Origin of the sequence: Streptomyces sp. NPDC094143, from assembly GCF_040303825.1 — a bacterium.
GTDB lineage: Bacteria > Actinomycetota > Actinomycetes > Streptomycetales > Streptomycetaceae > Streptomyces.
Genome location: NZ_JBEOTZ010000042.1, coordinates 17477 through 34626, shown reverse-complemented (window position 1 = coordinate 34626; position 17150 = coordinate 17477). Strand labels below are relative to the sequence as shown.

General features: G+C 72.0%; 15 protein-coding genes and 2 pseudogenes. 12 read left to right on the top strand and 5 right to left on the bottom strand.

The window, feature by feature from the left end; translation table 11 throughout:
• Positions 1-48 precede the first annotated feature (48 nt).
• The 8 genes from ABTZ58_RS34555 to ABTZ58_RS34520 all read left to right on the top strand — a co-directional run bounded on the left by ABTZ58_RS34555 (position 49) and on the right by ABTZ58_RS34520 (position 7352).
• Positions 49-297 (top strand): phosphopantetheine-binding protein, encoded by a 249-nt coding sequence (locus tag ABTZ58_RS34555; protein WP_351365653.1) that lies wholly within the window; start codon positions 49-51, stop codon positions 295-297.
• On the top strand, positions 294-1232 hold the full coding sequence (locus ABTZ58_RS34550) for a ketoacyl-ACP synthase III (RefSeq protein WP_351365650.1): 939 nt from the start codon (positions 294-296) through the stop codon (positions 1230-1232). Before ABTZ58_RS34555 ends, ABTZ58_RS34550 begins: the two co-directional genes overlap by 4 nt.
• Before the next feature lie 81 nt (positions 1233-1313).
• On the top strand, positions 1314-2444 hold the full coding sequence (locus ABTZ58_RS34545) for a zinc-binding alcohol dehydrogenase family protein (protein WP_351365647.1): 1131 nt from the start codon (positions 1314-1316) through the stop codon (positions 2442-2444).
• Positions 2445-2468: 24 nt separating this feature from the next.
• Positions 2469-3629 (top strand): acyl-CoA dehydrogenase family protein, encoded by a 1161-nt coding sequence (locus ABTZ58_RS34540; protein ID WP_351365644.1) that lies wholly within the window; start codon positions 2469-2471, stop codon positions 3627-3629.
• Between the two features lie 444 nt (positions 3630-4073).
• Positions 4074-4589: a toxin-antitoxin system HicB family antitoxin gene (locus ABTZ58_RS34535; protein ID WP_351365641.1), complete on the top strand. Its 516-nt coding sequence runs from the start codon at positions 4074-4076 to the stop codon at positions 4587-4589.
• A gap of 82 nt (positions 4590-4671) precedes the next feature.
• Positions 4672-5514 (top strand): DUF4097 family beta strand repeat-containing protein, encoded by an 843-nt coding sequence (locus tag ABTZ58_RS34530; RefSeq protein WP_351365638.1) that lies wholly within the window; start codon positions 4672-4674, stop codon positions 5512-5514.
• 72 nt (positions 5515-5586) lie between these two features.
• Positions 5587-6564 carry an ATP-binding cassette domain-containing protein gene (locus tag ABTZ58_RS34525; RefSeq protein ID WP_309097954.1) on the top strand — a complete coding sequence of 326 codons (978 nt, stop codon included), beginning with the start codon at positions 5587-5589 and terminating at the stop codon, positions 6562-6564.
• Positions 6561-7352: an ABC transporter permease gene (locus tag ABTZ58_RS34520; RefSeq protein ID WP_351365635.1), complete on the top strand. Its 792-nt coding sequence runs from the start codon at positions 6561-6563 to the stop codon at positions 7350-7352. Before ABTZ58_RS34525 ends, ABTZ58_RS34520 begins: the two co-directional genes overlap by 4 nt.
• Before the next feature lie 150 nt (positions 7353-7502).
• Here the strand turns inward: ABTZ58_RS34520 and ABTZ58_RS34515 are convergent, their stop codons facing one another.
• From ABTZ58_RS34515 to ABTZ58_RS34500, 4 genes and pseudogenes are all read right to left on the bottom strand, one after another.
• Positions 7503-8252, bottom strand: a complete 750-nt coding sequence (locus ABTZ58_RS34515; protein WP_351365632.1) for a response regulator — start codon at positions 8250-8252, stop codon at positions 7503-7505.
• Positions 8249-9877: a sensor histidine kinase gene (locus ABTZ58_RS34510; protein WP_351365685.1), complete on the bottom strand. Its 1629-nt coding sequence runs from the start codon at positions 9875-9877 to the stop codon at positions 8249-8251. The genes ABTZ58_RS34515 and ABTZ58_RS34510 overlap by 4 nt, the downstream gene beginning before the upstream one ends.
• Positions 9878-9986: 109 nt before the next feature.
• Positions 9987-10478, bottom strand: a complete 492-nt coding sequence (locus ABTZ58_RS34505) for a hypothetical protein (protein WP_351365629.1) — start codon at positions 10476-10478, stop codon at positions 9987-9989.
• A gap of 128 nt (positions 10479-10606) precedes the next feature.
• Positions 10607-11098, bottom strand: a pseudogene (locus tag ABTZ58_RS34500) (6TM ABC transporter family protein); the annotation flags it as partial.
• Between the two features lie 210 nt (positions 11099-11308).
• On the opposite strand from ABTZ58_RS34500, the gene ABTZ58_RS34495 reads away from it, so the two are divergent.
• The 4 genes and pseudogenes from ABTZ58_RS34495 to ABTZ58_RS34480 all read left to right on the top strand — a co-directional run bounded on the left by ABTZ58_RS34495 (position 11309) and on the right by ABTZ58_RS34480 (position 16710).
• Positions 11309-12292, top strand: a complete 984-nt coding sequence (locus ABTZ58_RS34495; RefSeq protein ID WP_502996176.1) for a lysylphosphatidylglycerol synthase transmembrane domain-containing protein — start codon at positions 11309-11311, stop codon at positions 12290-12292.
• Positions 12293-12368: 76 nt separating this feature from the next.
• Positions 12369-12966, top strand: a pseudogene (locus tag ABTZ58_RS34490) (enoyl-CoA hydratase-related protein); the annotation flags it as partial.
• A gap of 244 nt (positions 12967-13210) precedes the next feature.
• Complete coding sequence (locus tag ABTZ58_RS34485) at positions 13211-14308, top strand: mechanosensitive ion channel family protein (protein WP_351365626.1); 1098 nt, start codon at positions 13211-13213, stop codon at positions 14306-14308.
• Between the two features lie 182 nt (positions 14309-14490).
• Entirely contained in the window at positions 14491-16710 is a 2220-nt protein-coding gene (locus ABTZ58_RS34480) for an NADP-dependent isocitrate dehydrogenase (RefSeq protein ID WP_351365623.1), read from the top strand.
• 72 nt (positions 16711-16782) lie between these two features.
• On the opposite strand, the gene ABTZ58_RS34475 is transcribed toward ABTZ58_RS34480, so the two are convergent.
• A complete protein-coding gene (locus ABTZ58_RS34475; protein ID WP_351365620.1) occupies positions 16783-17124 on the bottom strand; it encodes a DUF5713 family protein in 342 nt (113 codons plus the stop codon).
• Positions 17125-17150 lie beyond the last annotated feature (26 nt).

Genomic DNA, 17150 nt, shown 5'->3' with positions numbered 1-17150 from the left:
GCCCGACACCCCAGCCCTGTGAGCCATTCCCCCGAACGGAGAACGAGCATGAGTGACATCGAGAGCCGTATCACGGACACGATGCTGGCCAAACTGCGCGAGCGCGACCCGGCGCTGGGGCCCGACGACCTCACCCGGCCGGTCGCCGACCTCGACCTCGACTCCCTCGACCTGGTCGAGCTGCACCAGCAGCTGGAGCGTGAACTCCAGGTCAAGGGCGACCTGCAGGAGACCGCGGCCTTCGCCTTCCTGGACGACTTCAGCAGCTACTTCGTGAAGCTGGCGAACGGGCAGTGAGCGCCGGCATCGTCGATGTCGCCACGGCCAAGCCCGGACGGACGGTCACCAACGACGACTTCGCGTCGATCGGCCTCACCGACGAGTGGATCCGGCGCCGCAGCGGCATCGCGTCCCGCTCGTGGCTGCCGGACGGGATGCCGCTGACGGACGTCGCCGTGGAGGCGTGCGCGCCGATCGTGACCCGGCTGTCCGACCCGTCCTCGATCGGCGCCCTGGTCGTCGTCAGCACGTCGGTGCGCCAACGCGTCCCGGGCATCGCGCAGCAGGTGGCGCGACAGGCCGGCCTGGACTCCGCGGTGCTGGCCTTCGACATGAACGCGGCCTGCTGCGGGTTCGTCTACGGACTGGTCACCGGGCTCTCGCTCTGCGAGTCCGGACAGGCGCGCTCGGTTCTGGTGTGCTCGGTGGAGGCCATGTCCCGGCTGGTGGACCGCACGGACCGGCAGACGGCGTGCATCTTCGCCGACGGCGCAGCGGCCGTCCTGCTGGAGGACCGCGCGCCGTTCGCGCCCTTCCGGCAGGTCGCCGGCTGCGACGGCTCGCAGGAGGCGCTCATGCGGGAGACCGATGAGGGCGGCATCCACCTGGACGGCATGCAGGTGTACGACCGGGCCGTGCGCCGCATGTCGGAGTCCGCGCAGTACCTCTTCGACCACGGCCCCGCGCCGACCGTCCTGGTCGGCCATCAGGCCAACGGCCGCATCCTGGAGCAGGTCCGCGGCTTCACCACCCATCTCGGCGTGCCCTTCGTGAACCGGATCGAGCACTTCGGCAACACGTCGTCCGCCTCCATCCCCCTGGCCTTCGCCGAGGAGCTGGACTCCGGCTCCCTGCCCGCCTCGGGCCGGCTCGGAGCCGTCGCCTACGGCGCCGGCGAGGCGTGGGGCGGGGTCGCGGTGGACTACCGGGTGCCGGGCACCGCGGCCCGCTGACCGCGCCCGTCCCGGACCCGTACTCGAACTCAGGAGGTTGTCATCTACTCGCCCGATGCCTGGGTCCTGCGCTCCGGCGCGATGACCGGCCCTCACGACGGCAGTCCCGGCAGCGCGCTCCGGCGCGACGTGTTCACCTTCGGCCCGCTGGAGGAGGGCGAGGCCCTGGTGGAGCCGATCCTCGGCTCCTGGGAGGCCAACGTCGACCACGCGCTGGCCCGTTCACCCATCGACGTGTGCAGCAGCCGCGGCGAGGACGTGGTGGTCGTCGGCAACATGGGAGTGGTGCGCGTGCTCCAGGTGAACGCGGGTGGCCGGGACACCGGGGTCCGCGAGGGAGACCTGTGCATGCTGATGCCGTTCGGCAGGCTCGACCGCTTCGGCTACGCCGAACTCGCCTACGCCTACGACGCCCCGCACACCATCGGCCTGCTGGCCAAGCGGTCCAAGATGGACGTGCGGGTGCTGCTGCCCATCCCCGACGGCACCCCGTACTCGCTGGCCCAGTGGGCCACGTACGGGCGCTACTTCACGGCCTGGGACAACTGGCACAAGGCCTACGGCTGCTGGCGCACCCAGGTGGCCGACGACCCGGCGAACCACCTGGTGTTCGGCTGGGGCGGCGGTGTGGCCTTCGCCGAACTGCTGCTGGCCAAGCGTGCCGGGTTCCGGGTGGCGATGACGGCGGGCTCGGACGAGCGGGTCGCCTTCCTGCGGGAGAACGGGATCACCCCGGTGGACCGCCGGCTGTTCCCCGACCTCTCGCTGCCCACCCGGGAGCAGCGCACGGACCGGGAACGCCACCAGCGGCGCCGGGACTCGGTGCGCAGGTTCCGCGACCTGGTCGACGAGCTGAGCGACGGCCAGGGGGTCGCGATCTTCGTGGACAACATCGGCCAGCCCTTGTACGACATCACCCTGGCCTCGCTGGCCCGCGCGGGGGTCGTCACCACCTGCGGCTGGAAGGCGGGGATGCGCCTGACCCATCTGCGGGGCGCCGAGTCCATCAGCCGCCACATCCTCGTGAACACCCACGTGTGGCAGTTGCAGGAATCGCCCGCCATCCGCGACTTCCAGGAGGCCGAGGGCTGGATCGCGCCCAAGGGCTCGGAGGTCGTCTACGACTTCGACCGGGTGCCGGAACTGGCCGACGACTACGCGCACGGCCGGATCGCCTCGTACTTCCCGATGTACCACGTCAACCCGGTCTGACCGGCCCCGAAGGGAGAAGGTGCCATGACAGCGGAACTGCTCGCCCGGGTGCGGGACTTCGCCGCGACGGAACTGGCCGGGAAGGACGAGCACTTCGACGGCCTGCCGGAGCAGCCCACGGTCGAGGCGGCCCGGCTGCACGACCTCGGCCTGGCCAACTGGTGGGTGCCCCGGCCGTACGGAGGACTGGGCCTGTCCGTGACGGACAGCGTCGACGTCGTGTCCGAACTCGCCTACGGCGACGCCGGGTTCGCCTTCGGCGCCTTCCTGCCGGTCCTGGGCGGCGTCATGCTTCAGCACTTCGGCGGCGAGGAGCTGGCCCGCCCGGCCCTGGAGTCGCTGGTGAGCGAGGGCGGCCGGATCGCCGTGCTCGGCAGTGAGGAGGAGGCCGGCAGCGAGCTGGTCAGGATCAGCACCACCTTCCGCGCGGAGGGTGACCGGCTGGTGCTCAGCGGCGACAAGTACTTCTCGACCAACACCGACGCGGCCGGACTGCTGCTGGTCCTCGCCCGGTCCGCCGACGACGCCGCGGACTTCGCCGTCGTCGCGGTACCGCGCGACACGCCCGGGGTCGAGATCGTCAAGCGCTGGGACCTGCTCGGCGTCCGGGGCACGGGAACCTACCGGGTGCGTCTGGACGATTGCGCCGTTCCCGCCACGCACCGCCTCCACGGCAGCGGGCTGCGCATCCTCGAGGCGAGCCTGAACGCGAGCCGCATCCTGATCGCCGCCTGCGCGGTGGGCATCGCCAGGCGCGTGCGTGACCTGGCGATGGACTACGCGGCCGGCAAGAAGCTCAGGGGTGCCCCGCTCACCGAGAACGCCGTGTTCGCCGGGAAGCTCGGGCAGATGGAGACGCTGATCGACGTGATGCGCAACCAGTGCCGGACGGCCGCGGCGGAGTTCGACGAACTCCTCGAAGCGGCCGCGGGCGGAGGAACCGGCCTGCACCGGGTCGGCACGCTCCGTTCCGCGCTGGCCGTCAAGCTCTTCTGCGGCCAGGCGGGCTGGGAGGTGGTGTCGACCGGCTCGGAGCTGTTCGGCGGTCTCGGCTACACGCAGGAGCATCCGATCGGCAAGCTCGTCCGCGACATGCGGTACGTGGCCATCGTCGAGGGCGGCGAGGACATCATGCGGGACCTCGTCTACGCCCGCTTCGTGGTTCCCGCCCGCAAGCGGCGGTGAGGGACGGGCCCGGACGGTACCCGTCGCCCTGTCGCACCCCGGACCGGTGCGATCGCGCTGACCCGCGATCGCACCGGTCCGTCGCCTCTCCGGCCACCCGTCCACGACCGGGCCCGATCCGCCGCCTGCCGGCCCCCCTGCCGGACACCGTCCGCGGCCGGGGCACTGACGCTTCCGCCTGATCATCGCGGCACGCGCCGCTCGGTCCGGTCGATCCGAGGCGCAGCCCTGACGTCACCATGTGACACGGATGGCACCACGCGGCACCACCCGGCGCCACCCGGCGCGTCCACCCACGCGGGAGCGCCCGCGTAACTCAGTGGCACCATGAGGCGCCCCGCCCGCCTGTTCTCGCCACGGAAAGGGCACTCGTCCGGAAACCCGTCACCCGCATAGCGCCAATCAGGCTTGCGCGCGGCGCCATTGTGGTGCCATGCTGACGGCATGGACCTCAGCCCGTATGTCGACACCCTCCGCCGTGAACTCGCGGTGGCCGCCGAAGCCGGAGGGGAGGAAGCTCGCGAGCTCGCCGAGCGTCTCACCGCCCCGCTGGAGTCGGCGACACGCCTGACCCTGCTCAACGTCCTGTCCGCCGCCATGGACGAGATCACGCGTGAGCTCGCCCCCGGCTCGGTCGACGTACGGCTGCGCGGTCTTGAGCCCGACTTCGTCGTGACACCCCCGCCCGCCGACGACACCCCCACCGAACCGCTCACGACCGTCGAACCACCCGTCGCACAGGTACCGGCCGACAGCGAGGGCGGCGGCCCCGCCCGCATCAACCTGCGCCTGCCCGCCCACCTCAAGGCCCGTGCCGAGGAGGCGGCGAACCGCGAGGGCCTCTCGGTCAACGCCTGGCTGGTCCGGGCGGTGGCCGGCGCGGTCGAGGGCGGCACCCCGGCGCGCACCACGGAGAAGACCCGCACGGTCGGACAGAGCCTGACGGGCTGGGTGCGCTAGCCCCGCCCGCGTCCGCACCGCACCACCCACACCACGTCCCACCAGCGGGGGCGGCCCGACGACCCACGAGGACAGTACCGCCATGCCTTCTTTCGACACGCCCGAGCCCATCTCGGTCACGGCCCACGTCTACTCCGGATCCATCCGGTTCACCGCCGGCGACCGCACCGACACCGTCGTCGCGGTGGAGCCCCGTGACCCCAAGCGCGACCAGGACGCGCGCGTGGTGGAGCAGACCGAGATCTCGTACGCGAACGGCACTCTGACCATCAGGACCCCCAAGGCCAACCTCGTCGGGCGCTCCGGCACCGTCGACGTGACGGTGGAACTGCCCACGGGCTCGCACATCGACGTCTCCGGCGCCAGTGCCGAGGTGCTCGGCGAGGGCCGGCTGGGCGAGGTCCGCCTCAAGACCGCGGCCGGCGACGTCCGGCTCGACACGACCGGACCGCTCCAGCTGTCCGCCTCGCACGGCTCCATCACCGTGGACCGGGTCGAGGGCATGGCCGAGATCACCACCAACTCCGGCCACCTGCGCATCGGAGTCGTGAACGGGCCCGCCGTCCTGAAGAACTCCCACGGCAGCACCACCGTCGACGCCGTGACCGGCGAACTGCGCGTGAACGGTGTCAACGGTGGCGTCGACATCGCGCGTGTCGAGTCGTCGGTCACCGGCACCACCACCAACGGCCACCTCCGCGTCAACGATGTCGCACGCGGCACCGTCCACCTGGAGACCTCCAACGGCCCGATCGAGGTCGGCGTCCGCGAGGGCACCGCTGCCTGGCTCGACGTCAGCTCCAAGCGCGGGCAGGTGCGCAACACGCTGTCCGCGTCCGACGCGCCGGAGGAGACCGAGGAGACCGTCCGGGTCCACGCACGGTCCAACTGGGGCAACATCGACATCCGCCGCGCCCGGGCCTGAGCACCACCCGCACACCGCTCACCCCCCGTCACGACAGCCTCCGAAAGGGAGTGCTCCATGTCTCCTTCTGTCATGCCCACGTCCAGGAAGGGTGAGAGCGCGCCGCCCCCGGCCGCGATCTCGGCCGTCGGGCTGCGCAAGTCCTTCGGTGACAAGACCGTCCTCGACGGCATCGACCTGCACATCCCCACCGGGTCCGTGTTCGCCCTGCTCGGGCCGAACGGCGCGGGCAAGACCACCGCCGTCAAGATCCTCTCCACGCTCATCACCGCCGACGCCGGTGAGCTGCGCGTCGGCGGCCACGACGTCGCCACCGAGCCGCACGCCGTGCGCGCCGCGATCGGCGTCACCGGGCAGTTCTCCGCCGTCGACGGCCTGATCACCGGGGAGGAGAACATGCTCCTCATGGCCGACCTGCAGCACCTGCCCCGGCAGGAGGGCCGGCGCGTCGCCGCGGAACTGCTGGAGCGCTTCGACCTCACCGACGCGGCGAAGAAGCCCGCCTCGACCTACTCCGGCGGTATGAAGCGCCGCCTGGACCTGGCGATGACGCTGGTGGGCGACCCGCGGATCATCTTCCTCGACGAACCCACCACCGGCCTCGACCCACGCTCCCGGCACAACATGTGGCAGATCATCCGCGAACTGCTCGCCGACGGCGTCACGGTCTTCCTCACCACCCAGTACCTGGAGGAGGCCGACGAACTCGCCGACCGCATCGCCGTGCTGAACAACGGCAAGATCGCCGCCGAGGGAAGCGCCGAGGAGCTCAAGCGGCTCATCCCCGGCGGGCACGTCCGGCTCCGCTTCACCGACCCGGCGGCCTACCAGACCGCCGTCGCCACGCTGCACGAGGCCAACCGCGACGACGACGCGCTGACCCTGCGCATCCCCAGCGACGGCACCCAGCGCGAACTGCGCTCCCTTCTCGACTGGCTGGACTCGGCCGGTATCGAGGCGGACGAGCTGTCCGTGCACACCCCCGACCTCGACGACGTCTTCTTCGCCCTGACCGGCGGCACCGACAAGCACAAGGAGGCTGCCCGATGAGCGCCCTGTCCCTCGTCGTCCGCGACTCGAACACGATGCTGCGCCGCAATCTGCTGCACGCCAGGCGCTATCCGTCCCTGACGCTGAACCTGCTGCTCACGCCGGTCATGATGCTGCTGCTCTTCGTCTACATCTTCGGCGACGTGTTGAGCACGGGCATCGGAGGCGGCGGCGCCGACCGCTCCGACTACATCGCCTACATCGTCCCCGGCATCCTGCTGATGACCATCGGCAGCACCGTCATCGGGGCCGCGGTGTCCGTCTCCACGGACATGTCCGAGGGCATCATCGCCCGCTTCCGCACCATGGCGATCCACCGCGGCTCGGTGCTCATCGGGCACGTGGTCGGCAGCGTGCTGCAGGTGCTCATGAGTCTGGTCCTCGTCGGGGCCATCGCCGCGGCCATCGGCTTCCGGTCCACCGACGCGACGGCGCTGGAGTGGCTGGCGGCGTTCGGACTGCTCGCGCTGTTCGCCCTGGCGCTCACCTGGATCGCGGTCGGCATGGGCCTGGCCAGCCCGAACGCCGAGGCGGCCAGCAACATGGCCATGCCGCTGATCCTGCTGCCGCTCATCTCCAGCGCCTTCATCCCGGCCGACTCCATGCCGGGCTGGTTCCAGCCGATCGCCGAGTACCAGCCCTTCACCCCCGCCATCGAGACCCTGCGCGGACTGCTCCTCGGAACGGAGATCGGCCACAACGGGTGGCTCGCCATCGCCTGGTGCGTGGGCCTGTCCGTCCTCGGCTACTTCTGGTCGAAGTCGCTCTTCGAGCGCGACCCCAAGTAGCGGGCCGCACCCGCGACCCAGCGCGATCCACCCCCGGGTGGCGCGCGCCGAGACCGTCTCGGCGCGCGCTACCCTCCCGCGTTCCGGCCCCGCGCCCCGGCTCACCGCACCCCCGGCTCACCGCGCCAGTCGGCTCACCGGCGTTCGGCTTCACACCCGCCAGGCGTAACGGCGTTCCGGGCGCCCCGCCGCGCCGTAACGCAGGGAGACCTCCGCGCTGCCCGTGCTGTGGAAGTACTCCAGGTAGCGGCGGGCGCTCACGCGGGACACGCCGGTCAGGGCCGCGCACTCGGTGGCGGAGAGGGTGCCGTCCGCCTCGCGCAGCGCCCGTTCGACGAGTTCGGCGGTCTCCACGCTCATGCCCTTGGGCAGGGTGTGGACCACCGCCGGGGCGAACGCGCCCGCCAGGACCCGGTCCACGTCGGCCTGGCCGCGGACGACGGCGGTCAGCAACCGGCCGCGCTGGGCGGCGTAGCGCTCCAGGCGGACGCGCAGGTCCTGGAAGTCGAAGGGCTTGAGGAGGTAGTCGACCACGCCGCGGCGGACCGCGCCGCGCACGGTGCCGGCCTCCTGCGCGGCGCTGATCACCATGACGTCGCAGTCGTGGCCGGCGCTGCGCAGCCGGGGGATCACGTCCAGGCCGAAGATGTCGGGGAGGTACAGGTCGAGCAGGACGAGGTCGGGGCGCAGTGCGTCCACGGCCTCGATCGCCTCGGCTCCGGTGTGCGCGACGCCGACGACGCGGAACGGCTCGACGCGTTCGACGAAGGCGCGGTGGACCCGGGCCACCATGAAGTCGTCGTCGACCACGAGCACGCCGATCACGTCCGTGCCGCCCGGCGCCGGAGCCCGGGCCGGGTCCGTGGCCGAGCCCTGCGCCGGATCCTGTGCTGCGGTCATCGGTCCGCTCCTTCCGCCACCGTGCCGGTGAGGTGGCTGACGGTCATGCGTGCGGTGAACACGGCCCCGTCGGGGGTGTCGGACACCGAGATCTCTCCCCCGTGCCGTTCGCAGACCAGCTTGGTCAGGGCCAGTCCGATGCCGCGCTCGCCCTCCCGTGCGGCCTTGGTGGTGAAGCCGTGGGAGAACACCTCGCGCGCCGGCTCGGGAGCCACTCCGGGGCCGGAGTCGCGGACCACGATCTCCACGCTGGAGGCGTCCTGCCGCAGTGCCACCTCCACCCACGCCTCGTCGTCCTGCGCGGCGGCGTCGACGGCGTTGTCCACCAGGTTGCCCACGACGGTCGCCACGTCGGCGGCGTCCTCCGGGGCCAGCCGCTCCAGCGCGGTGTCCTCGGAGATGCGCAGACTGACCCTGCGCTCGGCCGCGAGGGACGCCTTCGCCATCAGCAGCGCGGCCACCGCCGTGTCACGGACGCGGCGGCTGAGGGTGACGTCCAGGGACTGGCGGCGCTGGTGCAACGCGCGGATGTAGCGCACCACTTCGTCCTGCTCGCCGATCTGGATCAGCCCGGAGATGGTGTGCAGCTGGTTGGCGAACTCGTGCGCCTGCGCGCGCAGCAGCTCCGAGGAGCTGCGGAAGGAGCCGATCTCCCGTTCCAGGCGGGCGAGTTCGGTCCGGTCGCGCAGGGTGGTGACCGAGCCGAGGGCCCGGCCGTCCTTGGTGACGGTCATCCGGTTCATCACCAGGACCCGGCCGTGGCGCACCACGACCTCGTCCCGGGTGCCGGCGGCGGTCCCGGCCAGAACGTCGCGCAGCCGCCCGTCGACGCCCAGGCCGTCCAGGCTCTGGCCGACGCAGTCCTCGGGCAGGTCGAGCAGCCGGCGGCCCATGTCGTTGACGAGCGTGAGCCGGTGCTGCGGGTCCAGGGCGACCACGCCTTCGGCGATCCCGTACAGCATGGCCTCGCGGTGTTCGGCGAGCCCGGCGATCTCACGCGGCTCCAGTCCGAGGGTCTGGCGTTTCACCCGCCGCGCCAGCAGCCAGGAGCCGGCGACGCCGAGGCCGCTGGCGACGCCCAGGTAGGCGAGCAGGTAGGAGGAGGCGCCGCTGAGCCGCTGCCAGGCCGTCGGCGCGGACTCGCCGATCATCACCGTGCCGAGGACCCCGCCGAGGTTCTGCTCGGTCGCGCCGAGGACCGGGACCTGGGCGGCCAGCTCACGGTTGCCGTCCAGCGTCAGCTGACCGGTCCAGCCCCGGCCGCGGTCGGTGCCCGGCCCCAGCGGCATGCGCTCGCCGATGACCGTGGGATTCGTCGAGCTGACGATCCGCCCTCCGGCGTCGGCGATCGTCACCGAGGTCACCGCGGACTGCGCCTGCGTGGAGAGCACCAGCGGGGCGAGCGCCTCCCGGGGGGCGGGCCGCACCAGTTGACTGCGCACCAGTGGGTTGGCGGCCAGCTGTTCGGCGAGCGCGCTGACCCGGCGCCCCTCGACGCGGTTGAACGTCGCCCGCGACTGGGCGAGGGAGACGGCGGCGACGGCCAGCAGCACCACCACGACGATGGCGAGCTGGAGCACCAGCAGCTCGCCCGCGAGCGAGTGGCGACGGAAGGTGGCGACCACGGTGGACTCAATCTGCGATGCCGACACAAGGGGGCGGCTCATGTGCCGAGTCGCACCATCATGACGTCCACCTGCGGAAACCGGAAGGGATGAGCCGCCCGCGATGAGGTCAGGAGCTGTCCGGGCCAGGGCCGATGCCCGACAACCTCCGGATGGTGCCGCCGAGTCTCGCGCGCAGCGGCTCCAGCATCCCGGGCTTGGCGCTGACCACCCAGCGCATGCCGACCAGGTAGGCGCCCCCGTAGACGCGGGCCGACTCCAGCCAGGTCTCCTTCAGCCGTTCCTCCGGGAAGGTGGTGATCAGGAAGTCGCCCTTCGGGGTGCGGCACACGCCTTCGCGCAGTTCGTCCGCCTCGGTGCGGATCTCCGCCGTGCAGCCGGCCAGGCCGGCGATCACCTCCACCTTGGCCGGTGCGACGACCCCGGCGGCGGGTGCCCCGGACGCGCTCGGTTTCGCCGCCGCCCGGCCGTCGTCACCGCCGCCGCAGGCCGTGGCGAGGGGCAGCACGGCCAGGACCCCGGCCGCCGCGACGGCGCGCAGCCGCCGGGGGCGCGACGGGGTCCGGTGGGTGGTTCGTACGGTCGGTCGCTGCTGGGACACGTCGCCTCTCCGGGTGTGGGCCGTCGGTGGAGTACTCGAAGGGGGTACGCACCGGCCCCGGGTGGCGTTCACCCCCGCTGGGGCCTGTCCACCGTGAGGCCCGCCGCGTCGAACTGGGTGCGGTGCAGCTCCGCGTACCGCCCTCCCGCCACCGGAAGAGCGGCGCCGGGTGCGGAGAAGCGCTCGGTCACGCGGGTGCCCGTGGCCGCGTTCAGGGTCGCCGCCTCGCGCTGCATCCGCGCCATCCGGCGGCCCATGCGCCGGGCCGGATCACGATCACCGGCAGCAGCACCAGCGCGAGCAGGGTGTTCTGCCAGGACAGGGTCAGAGGGTGTTGCCGAAGGCGCGCTGGGCGCCGATGACGTCGTTGTTGAGCCGGGAGACGAGGGCGCCCGTACGAGTGCGTATGAAGGGTGACCGAGAGGCTGCGGCCGAGGATCCCGAGCGCCGCCTCCGCGACCGCGATCAGCGCGATGAAGGACGAACGAGGCGATGCGGCGCCGGTGCGGTCGGGCGAACCGGCCGATGCGGCGCAGGGTCGCCGGGGCGAAGGGGCGGTGTCCCTCCTGGGCGTTCATGACGCTGTGCAGCTGGGTCCACGCCGTGGTCTCCATACTCATGGGACGAAACGTGGAACCTCAAGCAATCTTGAGGGCAAGGAGCTCGCCTCACACCCCCGACATCCCGCACAATCGGCCCGATCCCCCTCTGCCCCGACTGTCCGCGCAAAGGCCCCGATGACGCTTCCCACACAGCCGCTTCCCGCAGGCAATCCCCAGGCAGCGCTCCCGCAACCCGCCGTTGGCGCGGCCTGGGAAGCCTCTGCGGATGTGACAGCGGTCCAACTCCCCGACATCCGCCCGGGACGACTCCCCCGTCGCGTCCCGGTCCGCCTCCTGCGGCAGGTCCTGTGCCTGCTCCCGCTCCTGCTCGTCACCGTGGTCGCGGTGCGCCACCGCTCGGTGCTGGCCGAGGGGTTCGCCCATCTCGGCACCGCCGAGTGGCCGTGGCTGCTGGCCGCGGTCGGCACGACCTGCCTGACCTGGGTCGCCGCCGCCTGCACCAGGCAGGGCGCGGTCGTCGAGCGGCTGCCCCGACGGCGGCTGCTGGCCACGCAGTTCGCGGCGGGCGCCGCCAACCACCTGTTGCCGACCGGGCTGGGCGCGAGCGCGGTCAACCTGCGGTTCATGACGGTGTGCGGGCTGCCGCTCGCCCGCTCCTCGGCCGCCCTCGCCCTGTACCTGCTGGCGGAGAGCGTCGGCCGGGTGGCCCTGCTGGGCGCCCTGTTCTTCGCGTTCCCCGGCGCGCTGCGGCTCGGCGCGCTGGTCCCGGAGACGGCGTTCGGCCCGCTGCTGGCCGGGGCCGGGGCGCTGCTCGTGATCGCGGTGGCCGTACTCGTCCTGGTCCGGCGGTTGCGCACGGCCCTGCTGTCCTTCCTGCGCACCGCGCTCGGCGAGGCCCGCGAGGTGCACACCCGGCCCGCCCGGGCCCTGGCATTGTGGGGCGGTGCCCTGACGTTTCCCGCGCTGCAGGCGTCCGTGCTGGTGCTGGTGGGGCGGGCCCTGGGTCTCGATGTGCCGGCGGCGCACATGGCGGTGGCCTATCTGGCGGCGACGTGCGCGGTGGCGCTGGTGCCCACGCCGGGCGGGATCGGCTCGGTGGAGGCGGCGCTGGTGATGGCGCTGGTCGCGGCCGGCGGCCCCGCCGCGGTCGCCACGGCGGTGGTGCTGGCCTTCCGGGTCGTCACGGTCTGGCTGCCGCTGGTGCCGGGCGCGCTGACGCTGGCGGCGCTGGTGCGGCTGAAGGTGATCTGACCGAACCGGTGGCGTGCCGGATTCCGTCCCGTAGCAGGGACTTCACCATGCCGGGGCGCGTCGGGCGTCGGGGCCCGTGACCCCGGCCGTCCTCTCCCGCCCCGGGGCACACGACGCCGTGGACGGCCCGGTCGCGGCCGGACCGGCCGCGACCTTCCGGGCGTTCGAGGCGGACGGGGAGGCCCGGGTGGCCGTGCTGTGGGGCGAGTGCGGCACCTTCTGCGCGGGCGCCGACCTCAAGGCCTCGGCACCGGGCGCGCGAACCGGGTCGAGCCGGAGGGCGACGACCCGATGGGGCCGGCCCGGATGCGGCTGTCGAAGCCGGTGATCGCCGCGGTCGCCGGGCACGCATGGGGCCGGCGGCCTGGAACCCGCGCTCTGGTGCCTCCCCCGGGTCGCCGAGCGGCCTGGAACTCGCCCTCCGGTGCGACCCGCGGGTCGCCGAGGAGGGAGGCCGTGTTCGGCGTGTTCCGCCGCCGCTGGGGCGTGCCCCTGATCGACGGCGGCACGTGCGGCTCCCCCGGCTGATCGGCACCGGCCGGGCCCTCGACCTGATCCTGTCCGGCCGTCCGGTGCCGGCCGCCGCATTCCGGCACGGCAGGGGTGCCCCGGCCGAAAGCCCGGAGGGCGCCGCCCGTTTCGCCTCGGGCGCCGGACGGCACGGGTCGTACACGGACCTGTGGGAGAGGCCACGTGTCAGTACGTCATGTGCGCTGATTCACGCCCCGCTCACCCCCGTCCGCGGTACGAACCCCCGTCCGGGATGCGGCAGGATGAACGGTCGGGCCGACCGCGGGTCAGGGTGGTCGGCCACCGACGGAGATTCCGGAAACGAGCAGGGGACGACGTGACGACACCGCACATCCGACCGCCGGCGACGACAGACTTCGCCGCGCTTGCCCTCCCCGGAGGTGACCGGTGAACCGGACGCTCACCGTGGACGATCTGCTCTTCGCCGGTATCGCCCTGGCCTCGGGCCTGCTGGCGGCGTTCGCGCTGCGGATCCTGCTGCGCTGGCTGGGCGGGCACGCCGACCGCACCCGCTGGAGCGGGGACGACGTCATCGTGCACGCGCTGCGCGCCGTGGTGCCATGGGCCGCGGTGGTGGGCGGCGCGGCGGGCGCGGCGGCGGTGCTGCCGCTGACGCGTGCGGTGCAGCACACCACCAACCAGGTCCTGACGGTGCTGCTGATCTTCGTCGCGACGGTGTCGGCGGCGCGGGTGGTGGCCGGGCTGGTGCGCTCGGTCACCCAGTCCCGCTCCGGTGTCGCCGGGTCGGCCACGATCTTCGTCAACATCACCCGGATCCTGGTTTTGGCGATCGGCTTCCTGGTGGTGCTGCAGACGCTGGGGATCTCCATAGCCCCGCTGCTCACCGCCCTCGGCGTCGGCGGTCTGGCGGTCGCGCTGGCGCTGCAGGACACCCTCGCCAACCTCTTCGCGGGCATCCACATCCTCGCCTCCAAGACCGTCCAGCCGGGTGACTACATCCGGCTCAGCAGCGGCGAGGAGGGTTACGTCGAGGACATCAACTGGCGGCAGACGACGATCCGCAACCTGTCCAACAACCTCGTGGTGATCCCCAACGGTCAGCTCGCGAAGGCGAACATGACCAACTTCATGCGCCCCGAGGAGCAGCTGACCATCCTGCTCCAGGTCGGCGTGGCCTACGACAGCGACCTGGAGCACGTGGAGCGGGTCACCAACGAAGTGATCGCCGAGACGATGAGGGACGTCGAGGGCGCGGTGCCCGACCACGAGCCGATCATCCGCTTCCACACCTTCGGCGACTCCCGCATCGGCTTCACGGTCATCCTGGGCGTCGGCGAGTTCAGCGACCAGTACCGGATCAAGCACGAGTTCATCAAGCGCCTGCACAAGCGGTACCGCGCCGAGGGCATCCGCATCCCCGCCCCGGCCCGGACGGTGACCCTGCAGCAGGGCGCGGTGGCGATCCCGCAGCAGCGCACCGGCGAGATCGAGGCGGGCGAGATGACGTCCGTCCGGTTCGACTAGGCGCACGGCGTCGCCGGCCGTGATGCGCACCCGGGGTGCGACGGCCGGCGACAGCCCGTGTCCGGCCGGTCACGGCAGGTCGGCCGGTTGCCCGAAACCGGTCGCCGACCCCTGTCGAGACGAGGTCGATCACGAGATATCTTGATGTCGAGCAATGTTGCAGACGTGGAGCGGAGCACCCGGTGACTGACTCGACCATCATCTATACGCAGACTGACGAGGCCCCCGCCCTGGCGACGTATTCCTTCCTGCCGGTGGTCCGGGCGTACGCCTCGCAGGCCGGTGTCCCGGTGGAGACCCGCGACATCTCGCTGGCCGGGCGCATCATCGCCGTGTTCCCGGAGTACCTGACCGAGGACCAGCGCATTCCGGACGCCCTCGCGGAGCTCGGCGAGCTGGCCAAGACGCCCGCCGCCAACATCATCAAGCTGCCGAACATCTCGGCGTCCATCCCGCAGCTCAAGGCGGCCGTCGCCGAGCTGCAGGGCCAGGGCTACGCGCTGCCTGACTACCCGGACGACCCGAAGACCGACGAGGAGCGCGAGATCCGCGCCCGCTACGACAAGGTCAAGGGCTCCGCCGTGAACCCGGTCCTGCGTGAGGGCAACTCGGACCGGCGCGCCCCCGCCTCGGTGAAGAACTACGCCAAGTCCCACCCGCACCGCATGGGCGCCTGGACCGCCGAGTCCAAGACCAGCGTGGCGACCATGGGTGAGAACGACTTCCGCTCCACCGAGAAGTCCGTGGTGATCGCCGAGGACGGCGCGCTGCGCATCGAGCTCGTCGGCGAGGACGGCACGACCACCGTGCTGCGGGAGTCCGTACCCGTGCAGCGGGGCGAGGTCGTCGACGCCTCCGTGATGCGCGTCGCCGCGCTGCGCGAGTTCCTCACCGCGCAGGTCGCCGAGGCCAAGGCCCAGGGCGTGCTGTTCTCCGTGCACCTGAAGGCCACGATGATGAAGGTCTCCGACCCGATCGTCTTCGGCCACGTGGTGCGCGCCTTCTTCCCGAAGACGTTCGCGCAGTACGGCGACAAGCTGGCCGCGGCCGGCCTGAGCCCGAACGACGGTCTGGGCGGCATCTGGAAGGGCCTGGACGCCCTGCCGGAGGGCGCCGAGATCAAGGCCTCCTTCGACGCCGAGCTCGCCGAGGGCCCGGAGCTGGCGATGGTCGACTCCGACAAGGGCATCACCAACCTGCACGTCCCGTCGGACGTCATCATCGACGCCTCCATGCCGGCCATGATCCGCACCTCCGGCCACATGTGGGGCCCGGACGGCCAGGAGCACGACGCCCTGGCGGTCATCCCGGACTCCTCCTACGCGGGCGTCTACCAGGCCGTGATCGAGGACTGCAAGGCCAACGGCGCCTTCGACCCCTCGACCATGGGCACGGTGCCGAACGTCGGCCTCATGGCGCAGAAGGCCGAGGAGTACGGCAGCCACGACAAGACCTTCGAGATCTCCACCCCGGGCACGGTCCGCCTGGTCGACCAGAACGGCACCGCGCTGATCGAGCAGCCCGTCACGGCCGGCGACATCTTCCGCGCCTGCCAGACCAAGGACGCTCCGATCAGGGACTGGGTGAAGCTCGCCGTCACCCGCGCCCGCGCCACCGGCGACCCGGCGGTGTTCTGGCTGGACGAGACCCGCGCCCACGACGCCAACCTGATCGCCAAGGTCAAGGCGTACCTGGCGGAGCACGACACCGAGGGCCTGGACATCCGGATCCTGTCCCCCGTCGAGGCGACGAAGCTGTCGGTCGAGCGCATCCGCCGCGGCGAGAACACCATCTCCGTCACCGGCAACGTGCTGCGCGACTACCTGACCGACCTGTTCCCGATCCTGGAGCTGGGCACCAGCGCCAAGATGCTGTCGGTCGTCCCGCTGATGGCGGGCGGCGGCCTGTTCGAGACGGGCGCGGGCGGCTCGGCGCCGAAGCACGTGCAGCAGCTGGTCAAGGAGAACTACCTGCGGTGGGACTCCCTCGGTGAGTTCTTCGCGCTGGTGCCGTCCTTCGAGCAGTACGCCAAGGTGACGGGCAACGCCCGCGCCCAGGTACTGGCCGACACCCTCGACCGGGCCACGGCGACCTTCCTCAACGAGGACAAGTCCCCGACCCGTCGTGTCGGCGGCATCGACAACCGCGGCAGCCACTTCTACCTGTCCCTGTACTGGGCGCAGGAGCTGGCGCGGCAGACCGACGACGCGGACCTGGCGAAGGCGTTCGCCCCGCTCGCCGAGACGCTCGCCGCGAACGAGCAGAAGATCGTCGACGAGCTGGGCGCCGTGCAGGGCAAGCCGGTCGACATCGGCGGCTACTACCAGCCCGACCCGGCGAAGGCCGCGGAGGTCATGCGCCCGTCCGCCACGTGGAACGAGGCCCTGGCGTCCCTGAGCTGACGCCCCGGGCCCCCTCGGTCCGCTGACCCGCGCCCCGGCCGGCATCGCGCCCGGCCGGGGCGCGGGCGTGTCTCACCAGTCGCGGGTGGCGATCAGTTCCTCCACGTCGGCGTCCGCGAAGCCGTAGGCCCGGGCGACGAACCAGAACTCCTCGGCTATCGCCTCCCGCGCCACGGTCTCGATCTCGCTGCCGGCCTCCTCGAAGGCGGTCTGCAGGTCGTTGAACTCCTCGGTGGCGGCCTGGGTCAGCCGGTACAGCGCCGCCAGGTCGGCGGGGTGCTCGGCCTCGATCCGCGCGCACAGCCGCAGCAGGATCTGCCTGCCGCGGTCCAGGACGCGGTCGGGGTAGTAGTCGTCCTCGTAGAGCGCCTTGAGGAACGGGTGGGTGGTCACTTCACTGTTGCCGACGGACATGCCGCGATCATGCACCACGCCACTGA

Excerpts from the sequence above, each read along its gene's own strand:
- ABTZ58_RS34555 (WP_351365653.1), top strand. The coding sequence starts at position 49 with ATGAGTGACATCGAGAGCCGTATCACGGACACGATGCTGGCCAAACTG.
- ABTZ58_RS34545 (WP_351365647.1), top strand. The coding sequence starts at position 1,314 with ATGACCGGCCCTCACGACGGCAGTCCCGGCAGCGCGCTCCGGCGCGAC.
- ABTZ58_RS34540 (WP_351365644.1), top strand. The coding sequence starts at position 2,469 with ATGACAGCGGAACTGCTCGCCCGGGTGCGGGACTTCGCCGCGACGGAA.
- ABTZ58_RS34535 (WP_351365641.1), top strand. The coding sequence starts at position 4,074 with ATGGACCTCAGCCCGTATGTCGACACCCTCCGCCGTGAACTCGCGGTG.
- ABTZ58_RS34530 (WP_351365638.1), top strand. The coding sequence starts at position 4,672 with ATGCCTTCTTTCGACACGCCCGAGCCCATCTCGGTCACGGCCCACGTC.
- ABTZ58_RS34525 (WP_309097954.1), top strand. The coding sequence starts at position 5,587 with ATGCCCACGTCCAGGAAGGGTGAGAGCGCGCCGCCCCCGGCCGCGATC.
- ABTZ58_RS34520 (WP_351365635.1), top strand. The coding sequence starts at position 6,561 with ATGAGCGCCCTGTCCCTCGTCGTCCGCGACTCGAACACGATGCTGCGC.
- ABTZ58_RS34515 (WP_351365632.1), bottom strand. The coding sequence starts at position 8,252 with ATGACCGCAGCACAGGATCCGGCGCAGGGCTCGGCCACGGACCCGGCC.
- ABTZ58_RS34475 (WP_351365620.1), bottom strand. The coding sequence starts at position 17,124 with ATGTCCGTCGGCAACAGTGAAGTGACCACCCACCCGTTCCTCAAGGCG.